The 14,150-nt window shown below is 74.2% G+C and carries 13 protein-coding genes and 2 pseudogenes; 9 read left to right on the forward strand and 6 right to left on the reverse strand.

The annotated features are described in order from the left end of the window. Window positions 1-202 (forward strand): GAF domain-containing protein (locus EAO71_RS38550; RefSeq protein ID WP_147976649.1); only part of this gene is annotated, 202 nt, incomplete at its 5' end. Window positions 203-373: 171 nt separating this feature from the next. On the opposite strand, the pseudogene EAO71_RS04660 reads toward EAO71_RS38550, so the two are convergent. The 5 genes and pseudogenes from EAO71_RS04660 to EAO71_RS04680 all read right to left on the reverse strand — a co-directional run. After that, window positions 374-844, reverse strand: a pseudogene (locus tag EAO71_RS04660) (GAF domain-containing protein); the annotation flags it as partial. Continuing rightward, window positions 841-1,464 carry a GTP-binding protein gene (locus EAO71_RS04665; protein WP_147976496.1) on the reverse strand — a complete coding sequence of 208 codons (624 nt, stop codon included), beginning with the start codon at window positions 1,462-1,464 and terminating at the stop codon, window positions 841-843. The gene EAO71_RS04665 and the pseudogene EAO71_RS04660, both read right to left, overlap by 4 nt. Then, a complete protein-coding gene (locus EAO71_RS04670) occupies window positions 1,442-1,807 on the reverse strand; it encodes a DUF742 domain-containing protein (RefSeq protein WP_147976650.1) in 366 nt (121 codons plus the stop codon). The genes EAO71_RS04665 and EAO71_RS04670 overlap by 23 nt, the downstream gene beginning before the upstream one ends. Window positions 1,808-1,812: 5 nt before the next feature. Next, window positions 1,813-2,247: a roadblock/LC7 domain-containing protein gene (locus EAO71_RS04675; protein ID WP_147976497.1), complete on the reverse strand. Its 435-nt coding sequence runs from the start codon at window positions 2,245-2,247 to the stop codon at window positions 1,813-1,815. A gap of 7 nt (window positions 2,248-2,254) precedes the next feature. After that, the gene (locus tag EAO71_RS04680) at window positions 2,255-2,452 is read right to left on the reverse strand and encodes a hypothetical protein (protein WP_261992023.1); all 198 of its coding nucleotides are present in this window, start codon (window positions 2,450-2,452) and stop codon (window positions 2,255-2,257) included. Between EAO71_RS04680 and EAO71_RS38555 the strand changes: the two are divergent. The 4 genes and pseudogenes from EAO71_RS38555 to EAO71_RS04700 all read left to right on the forward strand — a co-directional run. Continuing rightward, a pseudogene (locus EAO71_RS38555) lies at window positions 2,393-2,617 on the forward strand (ATP-binding protein); the annotation flags it as partial. The gene EAO71_RS04680 and the pseudogene EAO71_RS38555 overlap by 60 nt on opposite strands. Window positions 2,618-2,700: 83 nt before the next feature. Continuing rightward, a complete protein-coding gene (locus EAO71_RS04690; RefSeq protein WP_187282558.1) occupies window positions 2,701-3,756 on the forward strand; it encodes a CCA tRNA nucleotidyltransferase in 1,056 nt (351 codons plus the stop codon). A 663-nt stretch (window positions 3,757-4,419) separates the two neighbouring features. Then, complete coding sequence (locus EAO71_RS04695) at window positions 4,420-5,037, forward strand: hypothetical protein (RefSeq protein WP_147976499.1); 618 nt, start codon at window positions 4,420-4,422, stop codon at window positions 5,035-5,037. Continuing rightward, window positions 5,034-8,354 carry a PQQ-binding-like beta-propeller repeat protein gene (locus EAO71_RS04700; protein ID WP_147976500.1) on the forward strand — a complete coding sequence of 1,107 codons (3,321 nt, stop codon included), beginning with the start codon at window positions 5,034-5,036 and terminating at the stop codon, window positions 8,352-8,354. Before EAO71_RS04695 ends, EAO71_RS04700 begins: the two co-directional genes overlap by 4 nt. 60 nt (window positions 8,355-8,414) lie before the next feature. Here the strand turns inward: EAO71_RS04700 and EAO71_RS04705 are convergent, their stop codons facing one another. Beyond that, window positions 8,415-9,617, reverse strand: coding sequence for an MBL fold metallo-hydrolase (locus tag EAO71_RS04705; RefSeq protein WP_261992004.1), 1,203 nt, complete (start codon window positions 9,615-9,617; stop codon window positions 8,415-8,417). 122 nt (window positions 9,618-9,739) lie between these two features. Here EAO71_RS04705 and EAO71_RS04710 point away from each other — a divergent pair, with 122 nt between their 5' ends. The 4 genes from EAO71_RS04710 (at window position 9,740) to EAO71_RS04725 (ending at window position 14,092) form a co-directional block, all read left to right on the forward strand. Then, complete coding sequence (locus EAO71_RS04710; RefSeq protein ID WP_147976502.1) at window positions 9,740-10,918, forward strand: Glu/Leu/Phe/Val dehydrogenase dimerization domain-containing protein; 1,179 nt, start codon at window positions 9,740-9,742, stop codon at window positions 10,916-10,918. A 92-nt stretch (window positions 10,919-11,010) separates the two neighbouring features. Then, on the forward strand, window positions 11,011-11,667 hold the full coding sequence (locus tag EAO71_RS04715; RefSeq protein ID WP_147976503.1) for a TetR/AcrR family transcriptional regulator: 657 nt from the start codon (window positions 11,011-11,013) through the stop codon (window positions 11,665-11,667). Between the two features lie 341 nt (window positions 11,668-12,008). After that, the gene (locus EAO71_RS04720; protein ID WP_147976504.1) at window positions 12,009-12,968 is read left to right on the forward strand and encodes an STM4015 family protein; all 960 of its coding nucleotides are present in this window, start codon (window positions 12,009-12,011) and stop codon (window positions 12,966-12,968) included. Continuing rightward, window positions 12,965-14,092, forward strand: coding sequence for an STM4014 family protein (locus EAO71_RS04725; protein ID WP_147976505.1), 1,128 nt, complete (start codon window positions 12,965-12,967; stop codon window positions 14,090-14,092). The genes EAO71_RS04720 and EAO71_RS04725 overlap by 4 nt, the downstream gene beginning before the upstream one ends. Window positions 14,093-14,150 lie beyond the last annotated feature (58 nt).

The raw sequence follows: 14,150 nt of genomic DNA on the forward strand, positions 1-14,150 counted from the left end.
GGGCAACCCGGTCGTCGACGAGATCGGCATCCGCTCCTACATGGGCGCGCCGCTGATCGACCGGACGGGCGTGGCGCTCGGCACGATCTGCGTCGTCGACACCGACGTGCGGCCGTGGGGCCGGGCGGGCCTGGAGACGATCAAGACGCTGGCCGCGGAGCTGGTGGAGCAGATCCACCGTCGCGAGGACGGAATGCTCTGAGCACGGTGTGAACCCGCGCGCGGGTGGCGCCCCGGAACGGCGAAGGCCGGGCCGGGGCGCGTTCGTCTTCTCGGTCCTTCCTCGGTGTCGGCGACGGTGGATCTGCTCCACCAGCTCCGCGGCCAGCGTCTTGATCGTCTCCAGGCCCGCCCGGCCCCACGGCCGCACGTCGGTGTCGACGACGCAGATCGTGCCGAGCGCCACGCCCGTCCGGTCGATCAGCGGCGCGCCCATGTAGGAGCGGATGCCGATCTCGTCGACGACCGGGTTGCCCGCGAAACGCGGGTAGTCGCAGACGTCCTCCAGGACGAGGGCCTTGCGGCGCACCACGACGTGCGGGCAGTAGCCGTGGTCGCGCGCCATGAAGCGGCCCACGTTGCCGCCGGCCGCCGCCGCGCCCAGGTCGCTGCCCGAGTGGGTGCCGGCCGGGGTGTGCAGGCCGGCGAAGAACTGCCGGTTCTCGTCGATGAAGTTGACCATGGAGTACGGGGCTCCGGTCACCTCCGCGAGCCGGTGGGCGAAGTCGTCGAAGGCCTGCTCCGGCCGCTCCCCGAGACCCAGTTCGCGCAGCCGCTGGACACGGACGGGCGCTTCCCGGTCGACGGGGGTCAGCAGCAGATGACCGGTCGGGTCGTAGGTCATGTCGGGGCTCCGTAGCTCGGCACGGCGGCCGGGATGGTGGTGAGCAGATGCTGGACGAGGGTGAGGAGGGTGCGGATGCCGGCGCTTGAGATCCGGGCGTCGCACAGGACGACGGGCACCTCGGGCTTGAGGTCGAGCGCGGCTCGCACCTCGTCCGGCTCGTAGCGGTAGGCGCCGTCGAACTCGTTGACCGCGACGACGAACCCGATGCCCCGGCGCTCGAAGAAGTCGACCGCCGAGAAGCAGTCCTCCAGGCGGCGAGTGTCGGCGAGGACGACGGCTCCGAGGGCGCCCTCGGAGAGTTCGTCCCACATGAACCAGAAGCGTTCCTGGCCCGGGGTGCCGAACAGGTAGAGCACGTTGCGGTCGTCGAGGGTGATGCGCCCGAAGTCCATCGCGACGGTGGTGGTGGTCTTGGACTCGACGCCCACCAGGCTGTCGGTGCCCGCGCTGACCTGGGTCAGCAGCTCCTCGGTGCTCAGCGGTTCGATCTCGCTGACCGCGCCCACGAAGGTGGTCTTGCCGACGCCGAAGCCGCCCGCCACCAGGATCTTCAGCGCGGTGGGGAAGGGGTCGGACACGAAACTCTCGTGGCGCTCAGAGCCGTTGTCGTAGGCCATCGAGCACTGCCTCCAGCAAGGAACGGTCGGTTGGATTGGCGTGGAAGCGGGGCGCCCGGGCGGTGAGCGCCCCGCAGTCCACGAGGTCGGAGAGGAGGACCTTGGTGACGACCGCCGGCAGCCGTAAGTGCGCCGCGACCTCCGCCACCGAGGTGGGTCCGTCGCACAGCCCGAGGGCCAGACTGTGCTCGGGACCCATGTGCCCCTGCGGGGAGGAGCCCGTCGCCATCACCATCGACAGGAGATCCAGTGCGGTGGTGGGCTTGGTCCGGCCGCCGCTCACGGTGTACGGGCGGATCAGCCGCCCGGCCGCGTCGTCGAGCCAGGGCCCCTCCTGGGACATCACGCTCACAGCCCCGTGCTGCCCGCCGCGCCGGCGGCCTGTCTGGCGGGCGTGACCAGGTACGGCCGCACGCTCTTGACCAGCATCGCCATCTCGTAGCCGAGGACGGCGGCGTCCGCCTCGCGACCGGCGAGCACCGCCAGGCAGGTGCCGGAACCGGCGGTGGAGACGAACAGCAGGGTGGAGTCGAGTTCGACGACGACCTGGCGGACCTCGCCACCGTCGCCGAACCGCGCACCGGCGCTGCGGCCGAGCGAGTACAGCCCGGAGGCCAGGGCCGCCATGTGGTCGGCCGCGTCGGTGTCGAGGCCGTGGACGGATTTGACCAGGCCGTCGGAGGAGAGCAGGACCGCGTTGCGGGTGTAGGGGACCCGCTGGACCAGACCGCTCAGCAGCCAGTCGAGATCCGAGGAATGGCCGGTCGGCGAGTTGCTGACCATGGTGCATCTACTCCTTGTGCGCGTCGCCGGGACGCTGCGGTTCATGGGCTGGGGGCTGGGATTCTGCGAGTCCGATGCCACGCTGGAACGCGGCCATCAGACCGGGGTCGTGCAGGGCGTGTTCCTCGGGCTTGCGGGCCGTGGGCTCCTCGACGAGCTGGAGAACGAGGTCGAGGACCCGGAGCTGCTCAAGGGCCTGTTCCACGTCGACCACCTGGCGACCCGCATCCGCCGCCACGCCGAGAACCTGGCCGTCCTCGGCGGCGCCATCTCCCGCCGCCAGTGGTCGAACCCGGTCACCATGACCGAGGTGCTGCGCTCCTCGATCGCCGAGGTCGAGCAGTACCCGCGCGTCAAGCTCGTTCCCCCCCCCACCGCCGTCGGTTCACCTCCCGCGTCGGACCGGCACGGACCGGACATCCGAACGACGTCCGGTCCCGTTGCGGAGGAACTGTGTGGCATGAGCGGGACACGACCGGCCCCGTCCTGGCCGGTGACGTCACGAAGGAGGGGACGGTCGCCGGTTTCGGCTACGCCCCGTCCGCCCAGCCGAAGGCCGCGTGCGACCGGCTGCTGCTGAACGGCGACGAGGCTCTCGCCGAACCGCCCGACCGGCCCGTACCGGTGGACGCCGGGACCGTCCGGAGCCTCGCGGCCACCCCGGTGCGGCGGGTGGATCCGGAGCGGGTGCACCGGGCCGCGGAGCTCGACAGCGCGCTGCCCGACGCGGTCGCGGAGACCCTGGCGCTGCCGGGGTCGGCCTGGGGAGAGGTCGCGGGCCCGCTCGTCCAGGAGGTACGCGAGTCGCGCCATCTGCTCTGGCTCACCGGCGGGTTCGCCCGGGACCTCATCGCCGGCCGCGCCGCCGAGGTCAACGACCTCGACCTCACGGGCACGGCCCCGCCGGGCCGCTTCAGCGACCTGTCCAGGCGGGCACGGCGCCGCAACGGGCTGGAGTTCCGGGCCAAGGTGTCGCCCTACTCCCTGGTCTGCTCGGCCGTACCGCCCCAGGGCGGCGAACGGCTCTACGAGTACCGGACGTTGAAGACGAACGCCTTCGGCTTCCCGGCCTGCGGCAGCGACCTCGAGACCGACGCCCGCTGCCGCGACTTCACCGTGAACAGCCTCTACTACGATCCGCTCGGGCACACCGTGGTCGACCCGACCGGCGCGGGGCTGGCGGACCTGCGGGCCCGGCCGCGTCGCCTCACCTCGCTGCACTCCACCGACGACCGGCTCGACCAGGCCCGGCTGATCCTGCGCGCGGTCAAGTTCGCGGTGCGCTGGGCCGGTACCACCGGCTGTGAGCTCGGCGCGACGGCGGCCCGCCTCGCGCACGTGCCCACGACGGCGTGGGACGGGCTGCCTCCGGCCGACTGGGAACGTCTGGCCGGGGACCATCGCCGGGCCCTCGCCGGCCACGATCCGGGCCGGCAGCTCGGCGTCGCCGCCGCGCTCGGCCCCGCCGCCGCCGGCCTGCTCGCCACCCTGCTGGAGGTGCGGCCGTGACCGGAGTCCACCGTCCCCTCAGCGACTGGGTCGTCCGTCTCGGCCCGCCGCCGGCACCCGGCACGAGCCCGATCAACGACGGCGACGAACGGGCCGACGCCCGCGACCTCCCGCTCTTCACGGAGGGCTGGGTCCGGCGTGCCGTGGCGGCGGGACCGGACCGGCCGTCGGTGCTCGCCCTGCAGCACCCGGCCACCGCCGTCACGTACGTCGAACTCGACGACCACGGAGCGCCGTTACGCATCGGCGAGGCGGGCGCCGAGCTGATCGGCCGCGTCGAGACGTCCTGGCCCCTTCCCGTCCTCGGCACGGACGACCTGACGGCGCTGGCCGCGCTGTCCCGGGAGGTCCGCTACCTGCTGCTGCACCGGCTGTCCCAGGAGGGAGCACCGCCCCCCGGGGTCTTCCACTCCCTGCCGTGGGAGCCGGTGACGGAGCTGGCGTCGGCGGTCGTCCGCCTGCTCGACGGCGGCGCACCGCCGTCGCTGTCCGCCGAGGCGCTGGACCTCGGCCACTGGGTCACGCCCGCGGCGCTCGGCGTGACCGGACCGCTGGAGCAGCTGTACGAGGGGCTGACGGAGCCCGATCCGGTGCTCGCCGCGCGGGGCGGCACGGCGCTCTGCGGGACTGCGCGCCGCGGACCCGGCACGGTTCCCCGCGCCGGTGACGACGGCCCTCGCCGAGGTCGCCCGGCGGCTGGCCACGGTCAACCCGTTCCTGCGGCACGCGGCGGTCCTGGCCGCCGGGCGGCTGACGGGCGCGACCTCGTCCGGTTTCGTCACCGGCCTCGAACCCGCCCTGCCCAAGTCGGCCTCGGGCACCGCCGACCGCGCGGTGGTCGACCGGCTCGGCGACGACGGCCCGTTCGCGGTCCGCACCGAGATCACTCCGGGCGGCCGGCTGAAGGTGACGGTGGAACTCGCCCTGGAGGCGACACCGGAACGGGAACGGCTCCTCGACGCGTACGGAGGCGCGTTCCTCCCGGTCGTCGTGGCGTCGCCCGGCGGCACGCTCCGGTACTGGGTGGCGCTGGAGGCCCGGCGCCGGTGGCTCTCCGGAACGCTCGACGTGCCCGTGGTGCGCGGGGAGTTCCGCGCCGAGGACGCGGTGACGGGCGTGTGGGGCCTGGCCGGTGTCTCCCCGGACGAGCTGCTGCCCTCGCTGGCGGGGACGCATCGCGCCGGCCTCCGGGTGTGGCGGGCGGCGGCGGACCTGTCCCCCGCGGGGCACCCGCTGCGCCGGGCGCTCCGCCGCCTCGGCGGAGAGGGCGGCGCGTCGTGACCTTCATCGAGGACCTGCGGACCCTGCTCACGGACGAACTCGACGGACCGGACGAGGAGTCGGCCCTGTACGGGGCGCTGACCCGCTCGCCCCTGCTGCTGGAGTTCGTCCAGTCCCTGGTCGGCGCCCGGGACGTGGAGTCCCTGCGCACGCTGTGCCACGGAAGCGTCGAACTGCACGAACTGACCGAGCGCTACGGCACGGTGCCGGGCGCCCTCACCACCCCCGCCGAGGAGCCGTACGCCGGCTGCGGACCGGTGACCGGCGCGGTGCGGGCCGTGGCCGCGCTGGGCCTGGTGCTGGTCGACGAGGAGGACCGGCTCGCGGACCACCTGGCCGTCGCGCTGACCTGGCTGGCGCACGCCCGCGCCGCGGCGGAGGCGCCGTGGCCCACCGGGCGGCAGGCCCCGGCGTGCGCCCACCACGACCGGCTGTCCGCCGCCGTGGCGGCGCTGGGCACCGACCCGCACGCGACCACCGTGGTGGTGTGGCTGCTCGCCCTGCAGAAGGAGGACCCGAAGGAGGGTGCGACGGCGACGGTCGACGTCCTCATGGACCGCGGCGACCTCGGGATCCGGGCGTCACTGCGGGCCACGACGCTGCGCGGACTGCCGCCCGCCCTGGTCCCGGACCCGTGGACCATGCTGCTGTTCACCGCGGACGACCGCTTCCGCTCCGGCCTGGAGACCGCCTGGCGGGCGGCGGGCCACCGGCGGCACGACGGCGACGTGCGCGGCGCGGTCCTCTGGTCGCTGGCCGGTGTCGACGGACCGGTGGACCACGTCCAGGACGTCAGCCTGACGGCGGCGTTCACCGTCCTCGTGGACGAGATGCGCCGGAAGAACCGGCGGCTGCGCGGCCCGCTCACCGTCCGGCGCCTCGGCGGCTCGACCGCCGTCGTCGGCGGGGTCGACGACGAGGGACGCATGGTCGGGGTGACCGGCTACCGCAACAAACTGGCCGTCGCGGCCGCGCTCGACCGGGTCGTGGTCCCGGACACCGACCTGAGGGAGGCCCGGGAGCACGCGAGCGGCCTGGAGACCACCGTCGTCGGGGTGCGCGCGTGGCAGGAGGCGGCCCGCCGCAGCCGGATCCCCGACCGCAGGGCCTGGCTGCGGGTTCTGCTCGTCTGCGTCCTCGTGCTGAGCGCGGGCTCGGGGACCGGCGCGTACGTGTGGAACGGCAACCGGCAGGCCCAGGAGCTGCGCGACACCGCCGCCCGGGTCCTGGACGAGGCGTACGCGCAGGACGACGGCGTCGACCCGGGACTCCGGCTGCTGCTGGCCATGGCCAGCGACGACATCGCGGGCCAGGCGGGCGACAAGCCCGACGCCCTGGTCACGATGGCCGGCGAGAGCTCCAGCCTGCGCAGGCTGCTGCGGCCCGAGGAGGGCCGGTTCGAGCGGCTCGCCCTGTCGCGCGACGGCGCGTGGGGCGCGTTGTCCACCAGCACCGGAGCCGTGGAGATCGTGTCCACCAAGTCCGGGGACGTGGTGTGGCGCCGGAAGGGGAGCGGCGTGGAGCCCACGGCACCCGGGGTGTTCGTCAACGGTCTCGCGGTGTCGCCCCGGGGGCAGCGGGTGGCCTTCGCGACGAGCGATCTGCGTCTCACCGTCGTGGAGAAGAAGAAGGGGTCATGGTCGGTCGCGAGCCGGATCGCTCTGCCGATCCCCTCCGACCCCGGACCGCTGCACACCGAGCGCAACAAGGTGGACCACCTGGAGTTCACCTCGGACATGCAGTCGCTCGTCGCGTACGTGGACACGATCGGGCTGCTCACGTACGACGTGCGACATCTGGACGCCGCACCGCGCCGCTGCCCCGAGCGCGGCACCGCCAAGACGATGTGGGCGGGGGAGGGCGAGGTGCTGCTGACCAAGGACCGCGAGGTCGTCAGGGTGGATCTGAAGTCCTGCGCCCGGTCCGTGGCGCTCACCGCGCCCGAGGACGTCTTCCTGCACGGTGCCGTGGGGGACCACGGGGTCACGGCCGCCGCGACCCGCGGCGCCCAGTTGCTCACCCTGGGCCCGAACAGGACCGAGACCGTCGTGGCCGACCGCGGCCCCTACGGGACGGTCTCGCTGAACTCCGCCGACGACGGGGCGCACCTGAGCGCAACGAGACTCTCCGGCCGCTACGGGGGCACCTACGGCTGGAACGTCGGCGAGCGGTCGCAGGAGTACGGCTACCCCAAGGCCGGACCGGCGGTGATGGGCAACGGCATCGTGCTGCGGCACCACGGCGGAGTCGCCGAACTCCACGACGGCGGCCACTCCGCCGCGACGAGGGCGTGGAACCACTTCTACGGCGGAATGGGGTCGCTCGCCTGGGCGGGCCAGGACCTCGTGCTGCGCGCCGGTCCGGCCCTGTACCTGCTGCCGCGTGCGAAGGACCTCACGTCGGAGACCATGGATGATCCGAAGCGCTACCACCGCCTGGCCCTGCCGAAGGGCAGCACCAGCAGGGAACTCGCCACCAGCAGAAGCGGCCACTGGGCCGCGGCGCTGTACAGCAGGAAGGGGGAGCGCAGCCGCGACCTGGCGGTCTGGGATCTCAGCGCACGGCGCCTGACGCCGGTGCCGCTGCCGAAGAAGGCCGGACTCCGACACGTCGCCTTCGTCGGCAGCGATCTCTACACCGGGTACAGCGACGGCGAAGTCCGGCGCTTCACGGTGTCGGGCGGCATCTGGCGGAGCGCCGGAAGCCGGCGGCTCGCGGCCGGCGTCACGGCGCTGGGCGGAGGCGGCGAGGGCGCAGACCGTCTCTACGCGGTCATCAGTACCGGCAGCGCCGACCGGCCGTCCGTCGTCGCGCTTCGGACCTCCGACCTCTCGGTCGTCGCGACCCGGCGACTGGAGGGCGGGACGGCGATCGCGAAGGTCGAGGTGATGCGGGACGGCCAGGTGGTCGTGGGCTCCGGCGCGGGGACGGTCACCTTCTTCACCGCGGACCTGCAGCAGCGCGGCCGGGCCTCCGACGGCGAGCTCCAGTTCGTCCTGGACCTCACGGAGATTCCGGGGAAGGGCCTGTTGCTGGTGTCGGGCAAGTCGCGCAGCGCCGTCTTCGGGCTGAACACCATGACCCCGCGGGACGAGTGGAACATGGGGGCGCCGTTCCTGTCCGCGGACGCCCCGCCGGACGGCGGCGTCCTGGCGACGTACAACTTCTCGACCTTCAACGTGGCCCTGTGGACGCTCGACGAGTCCGATCTGCGGGCCCGCGTCTGTCAGGTCGTCGGTCGCGATCTGACCGAAGAGGAGTGGCGGCAGTACGTGGGCGAGGGCGTCCCCTACGCGCCGGTCTGCAAGAGCCGATAGAGCGGCCGGGCGCCCGTCCACCACCCCTGTCGGAGGGGGACGGGCGCCCAGCCGTCCGGCTCAGACCGCCGCGTCCAGGTCCGCGGACCCCGACCGCACCTCGGGGGTCACGTCCAGGGGCGCCTGCGAGCGCCGCCACGTGGGGGTGAGCGGGTGGGACACGGTCCGCCACCAGGTCTCCGCGGGCAGCGTGCCGGAGGGTTCGAAGGGCAGCCCGGGGGTGGGGAAGGCGGCCGCCTGCCCCACCTCGTCGGCCGCGTCCTTCGTCCACTCCTCCGGCTCGCCCCACGGGTGTGGCGCGAGGTTGAAGGTGCCCCAGTGGATCGGCATCATCACGCCGTGCGGACGCCCGCCCTGGAGGTCGAGGTGGGCCTGCATGCCCTCGGCCGGGGTCATGTGGATGTCGGGCCAGTACTCGGAGTACGCACCGATCTGGATCATGGTCACGTCGAAGGGGCCGTGCGCCGCACCGATCTCGGCGAAGCCGGGGAAGTAGCCGGTGTCGCCGCTGTGGTAGACCCGGTGCTCCGGGCCGGCCACGACCCAGGACGCCCAGAGGGTGTGCTGCTGGTTGCGCAGGCCGCGCCCGCAGAAGTGGCGGGCGGGCGTCGCCGTCAGGCGCAGCTCCCCGACCTCGGCGGTCTCGTTCCAGTCCAGCTCGCGCAGCCGGTCGGCGCGCACGCCCCAGCGCTCCAGATGGGCGCCGACGCCCAGGGGAACGGCGAAGACGGTGTCCGTCGAGGCCAGCGCCTTGATCGTGGGCAGGTCCAGATGGTCGTAGTGGTCGTGGGAGATCACGACGACGTCGACCGGGCCGAGCTCGGCGAGGGGCACCGGCACGGCGTGCAGCCGCTTGGGGCCGACGAACGGGAAGGGGGAGCAGCGCTCGCCCCACACGGGGTCGAAGAGCACCCGGCGGCCGTCGATCTCGGCCAGGACGGTGGAGTGCCCCATCCAGGTGATGCGCAGCCCGGAGGCCGGCGGCTTCGCCAGGTCGGCGAGGGTGGTGGCGTGCACGGGGATGGGGCCCCGGGGGGCCCGCCGCGCCCGCGCCTCCTTCTCGAAGTAGACCTTGGCGAACTCGACGGTGGAACCGGAAGGCCGGTGCCGGGCCGACACGGGGTTCTGGAAGACCCCGTCCGCGAAATTGGGCGAACGGCGGATGCGCTCCATGCGCGCGCCCGTCGGGTCGGCGCCGAAGGCTTCCGGCCGCAGGGCGCGCAGCCGGGCCCGCAGCGTTCGGTCGGATCCAGTGCCGGTCACAGGACCTCCTGAGGGTCGGGGTCGTTCCATTATGGGCGGCCCGCGGCGTTCCCGGCCGGGCGATGGGCCATACTGAACCGCCATTCAGTAGCCGCATCCCGTGTCACCGGAGGAGTACGTCCATGAGCACCGCCCCGCTGCTGTCCGTCGACTGGACCGACCACGTCACCGGCCGCCGCGGCCATCTGGTCGTGGACCGGCTGGTCCGCGGGGTGGCCAGCGGCGGGCTGCGGATGCGGGAGGGGTGCACGGCCGAGGAGGTCGCCGGCCTCGCCCGGGGCATGACCATGAAGGAGGCCCTGCACTACGACCCGCGGAACCGGTACGTGCCGCTCGGCGGCGCCAAGGGCGGGATCGACTGCGATCCCCGCTCCGCCGAGGCGTACGGCGTCCTGGTCCGCTACCTGCGGGCGATGCGGCCCTTCGTCGAGCGCTTCTGGACCACCGGCGAGGACCTCGGGCTGACCCAGGACCTGGTCGACCGGGCGGCGGCCGAGGCGGGGCTGGTCTCCTCGATCCAGGCCGTGTACCCGCTGCTCGACGACGAGGAGGAGGCCCGCCGGCGGCTCGCCGACGCCTTCGCCGTGGAGGTGGACGGCATCGGGCTCGACGAGCTGGTGGGTGGCTGCGGGGTCGCCGAGGCGGCGCTCACGGCACTGGACCGGGCGGGCGTCCCGTACGCCGGGACCCGTGTCTCGGTGCAGGGTCTCGGGACGATGGGCGGTGCCACGGCCCGCTTCCTGGACCGGGCCGGCCTCCGGGTGGTGGCCGTGGCGGACGTGAAGGGCTCGATCGTGAACCCCGACGGCCTCGACGTCGAGGCGCTGCTCGCGGCCCGCGACGCGCACGGGACCGTGGACCGCTCGGTCCTGCGGCCCGGGGACCGGGAGGAGGGCCCGGACGCCTGGCTGTCGGCGGACGCCGAGGTGCTGGTGCCGGCGGCGGTCTCGTACGCGATCGACACCGAGGCGCAGGAGCGGATCCGGGCCCGCTGGATCGTCGAGGCGGCCAACATGCCGGTCCTCGCGGAGGCGGAAGAGCGGCTGACCGCGCGCGGGGTCGTGGTCCTGCCGGACGTCGTGGTCAATTCCGGCACGAACGCCTGGTGGTGGTGGACGCTCTTCGGGGACGTCGAGGCCGAAGCGGACCAGGCGTTCGCGCAGGTCAGGGGCGCGATGCGGTCTCTGGTGGGGCGGATCCTGGACCGGTCGGAGGCGGCGGGCGTCACCCCGCGCGCGGCGGCACACGCGCTGGTCGAGGAGCGGCTGCCGGAGATCGCGGAGCGCTACGGCTGGTACTGACCTGCCGGGCGGCGCGCCGGCAGCCCGCCCGGCGCCCCCGCACCGGGCCGGATGATCATGACCGCGTCAGGGATCTGTGTAGGCTGCACGGCGTGACGAGAGTGCGGTTGAGCGTGGCGGAGCGGCGGGAGGAACTCCTCCGCGCCGCCGTCCGGCAGATCGAGGTCCGCGGGGTCGCGGCCGTGCGGATCGCCGACGTCGCCTCCGCGCTCGGCGTGAGCAACGCGCTCGTGCTCTACCACTTCTCCACCAAGGAGAAGCTGGTCGCCGAGGCCTTCGCCTACGCCGCCGAGGGCGACCTGTCCCAGCTGCGCAAGACGCTCGGCCGCCGCACCTCGGCGGAGCGGCGACTGCGTGCCGCGGTCCGGTGGTACGCCCCCACAGGCCAGGCCAAGGGCTGGCGGCTGTGGATCGAGGGCTGGGCGGCGGCCCTGCGCGAGCCGGCGCTGCGCGAGGTCGCCGGGGCCCTCGACCAGCAGTGGAAGGCGGCGCTGACCGAGGTGATCGCCGAGGGCACGGCGGCCGGCGAGTTCTCCTGCGAGGACCCGGCCGCGGCGGCCTGGCGGCTGACGGCGTTCCTGGACGGGCTCGCCGTGCAGATGACCTCCTACGCGGGCTCGCTGTCGCGGGCCGCGATGCTGGAGTGGGCCGACGCCGCGCTCACCCGCGAACTGGGCCTGCCGGCGCCGGACACGTCCGTGCCGGCGCGCGCCCCCGCCCGGTCGCGCGGCGCGGCGGCAGGCGCGTAGACCCCCGCGCCGGCTCGGCCCTCGGCCGCCGACCTGGCGCCGCTCCGGCTCCTCGCGGCACTCCCCGGCGCCCCGGGCGCCCGCGGTCGAGCGCCCGGGTGCCGCGCTCTCCCCCGCGGGTCCGGCACCGACCGGACACCTCCCCGAGTCACCCAGTCCGCCAATGACGCACCGTCAGAACTCCTGCGCCCGCGGCCCGTCACCGGGCGCGCCCGGCGCGGTCGGACCGGTCTCCGCGGCCGCCGGGAAGCCATCGGCCGCCCCGCCGCGCGGGGCTGTCGGTGCGGCTTGGTAGAACTCTCGCAACAGCCGATCAACGCCGTCAGGTGTCTGGAGCACTCATGACCATTTCTGGCCACCTGCAGGAGCTCCACGGCCTGCCCGTGTTCGACTTCCCGGAGCGCGGCTCCTCCGTCGGACTGCCGGACGCCGCCTCCGTCGCCTGGCGCGTCTCCGCCCCGACGTACTGCGAGGCGGACGACGAGCAGTGGGAGCAGGTCTTCGCCCGCTTCCTCGCCGACGTCGACGTCCGGCAGGTCCGCGCCCTGGTGGTCGGCGGCTGGGACGAGGCGTACGAGACCTCCTCCGCCGAGATCGTCACCGCTCTCGTCGGCGCCAACAACCGCCTCACCGGTCTCGAGGCGCTGTTCCTCGGCGACATGACGTTCGAGGACTGCGAGATCTCCTGGATCCAGCAGTCCGACGTGACCCCCCTGCTGGCCGCGTACCCCGGACTGCGGGAGTTCGGCGTGCGGGGCGGCAGCAACCTCGCCTTCCCGGCGATCGAGCACCACGCGCTGCACACCCTGGTGGTCGAGTCGGGCGGGCTCGGCGCCGAGGTGGTGCGCGGGATCGCGGGCAGCGCCCTGCCCGCCCTGGAGAACCTCGAACTCTGGCTCGGCACGGACCAGTACGGCGGCGACAGCACGCCCGCCGACCTGGAGCCGCTGCTCGCCGGCACCAACTTCCCCGCCCTGCGCAGCCTCGGACTGCGCAACAGCGACTCGCAGGACGGGATCGCCGCCGCCGTGGCGAGCGCCCCGGTGGTCGGCCGGCTCGAACGCCTCGACCTGTCGATGGGCACGCTCACCGACGAGGGCGCGGCGGCGCTCCTCGCGGGTCAGCCGCTCACGCACCTGGGACACCTCGGCCTCGCACACCACTACCTCTCCGAGGAGATGAGCGAGCGGATCGTCGACGCCCTCACCCCGCACGGTGTGCGGGTCGACGTCGGCGACCGTCAGGTGCCGGAGTCGTACCGCGACGGTGAGACCTACCGGTACGTCGCGGTAGCGGAATGACCACCGCCGTGCGCCTCGCCGTCGTCGGCAACCCGGCCAACCGCCGTGTCGCGTTCTTCCGCGACGCCGTGCGGGCCGCCGGGCTGCCCGAGGCACGGGTGGTGCCCTGGCTGGACGTCCTGCGGGGCGACACCGCGTTCCGGCCGGGCGAGACGGTCCGGCTGGACTCGCCCGGCGAGGACCCCGACGTGGACCGGCTGTTGCGCGGCACCGACGACCCGACCCGGGTGGAGGGCACGGCCCGCTGGTACCGTGCGTTCACCGCCGCCACCGCGGAGCTCGCCGTCACCGTCGACGCCGCCGGGGCGGTCCTGCTCGACGCACCCGCCGACCTCGCGGTCCTGTTCGACAAGCGCCTGGCCCACGCACGGCTGCGGGAGGCGGGCGTCCCGGTGCCGGACTCCCCCACCTCCGGGCCGGCCGCACCCCCCGTCCGGGGCTGGGACGACGTCCGGTCCCTGATGACGGACGCCGGTCTCCGCCGGGTCTTCGTCAAACTCGCCCACGGCTCCTCCGCCTCGGGCGTGCTCGCGGTGGAGACCGACGGCGCGGGGCGGGTGCACGCGACCACCTCCGTGGAACGCGCCGCGGACGGCCGCCTCTTCAACTCCCTGCGGGTGCGGCGCTACACGGCGGAGAGCGCGGTCGCGGCCGTCGTCGACGCGCTCGCCCCGGACGGGCTGCACATCGAGCGCTGGCTGCCCAAGGCCGCGCAGGACGGCCGTGCGGCCGACCTGCGGGTCGTGGTCGTCGACGGCCGTGCGACCCACGCCGTGGTCCGCACCAGCCGCTCCCCCATGACCAACCTCCATCTGGGCGGCGCCCGCGGCAGCCTGGACGCGGCACGGTCGGCCGTGGAGACGGCCGGCGCCCGCTGGTCCGACGCGCTGGACGTGTGCGAGCGGGCCGCGGCGGCCTTCCCCGGCACGCACTGCGTCGGGGTCGACCTGCTGCCCGCCGCCGGCTGGCGCCGCTTCGCCGTCGTCGAGGTCAACGCCTTCGGCGACCTCCTGCCCGGCCTCACCGGCCTGCCCGGCAGCGGCGCCGAGGGCATGGACACGTACGCGACGCAGGTGGCCTCCCTCCTGCGGACCCCCAGCACCACAGGAACGAGCACCAGGTGAACACCCCGACGGCCCGCCCCGAGCCCGACGCGAACGCCACGACGCCTCCGGGCGGCCC

The organism is Streptomyces sp. MS191 (assembly GCF_008042125.1).
In the GTDB taxonomy this organism is placed as follows: Bacteria; Actinomycetota; Actinomycetes; order Streptomycetales; family Streptomycetaceae; genus Streptomyces.

Bases quoted from the DNA above. Each gene is read 5' to 3' on its own strand.
- EAO71_RS04675 (WP_147976497.1), bottom strand. From the start codon at position 2,247: ATGGTCAGCAACTCGCCGACCGGCCATTCCTCGGATCTCGACTGGCTG.
- EAO71_RS04720 (WP_147976504.1), top strand. From the start codon at position 12,009: ATGACCATTTCTGGCCACCTGCAGGAGCTCCACGGCCTGCCCGTGTTC.
- EAO71_RS04665 (WP_147976496.1), bottom strand. From the start codon at position 1,464: ATGGCCTACGACAACGGCTCTGAGCGCCACGAGAGTTTCGTGTCCGAC.
- EAO71_RS04725 (WP_147976505.1), top strand. From the start codon at position 12,965: ATGACCACCGCCGTGCGCCTCGCCGTCGTCGGCAACCCGGCCAACCGC.
- EAO71_RS04670 (WP_147976650.1), bottom strand. From the start codon at position 1,807: ATGTCCCAGGAGGGGCCCTGGCTCGACGACGCGGCCGGGCGGCTGATC.
- EAO71_RS04710 (WP_147976502.1), top strand. From the start codon at position 9,740: ATGAGCACCGCCCCGCTGCTGTCCGTCGACTGGACCGACCACGTCACC.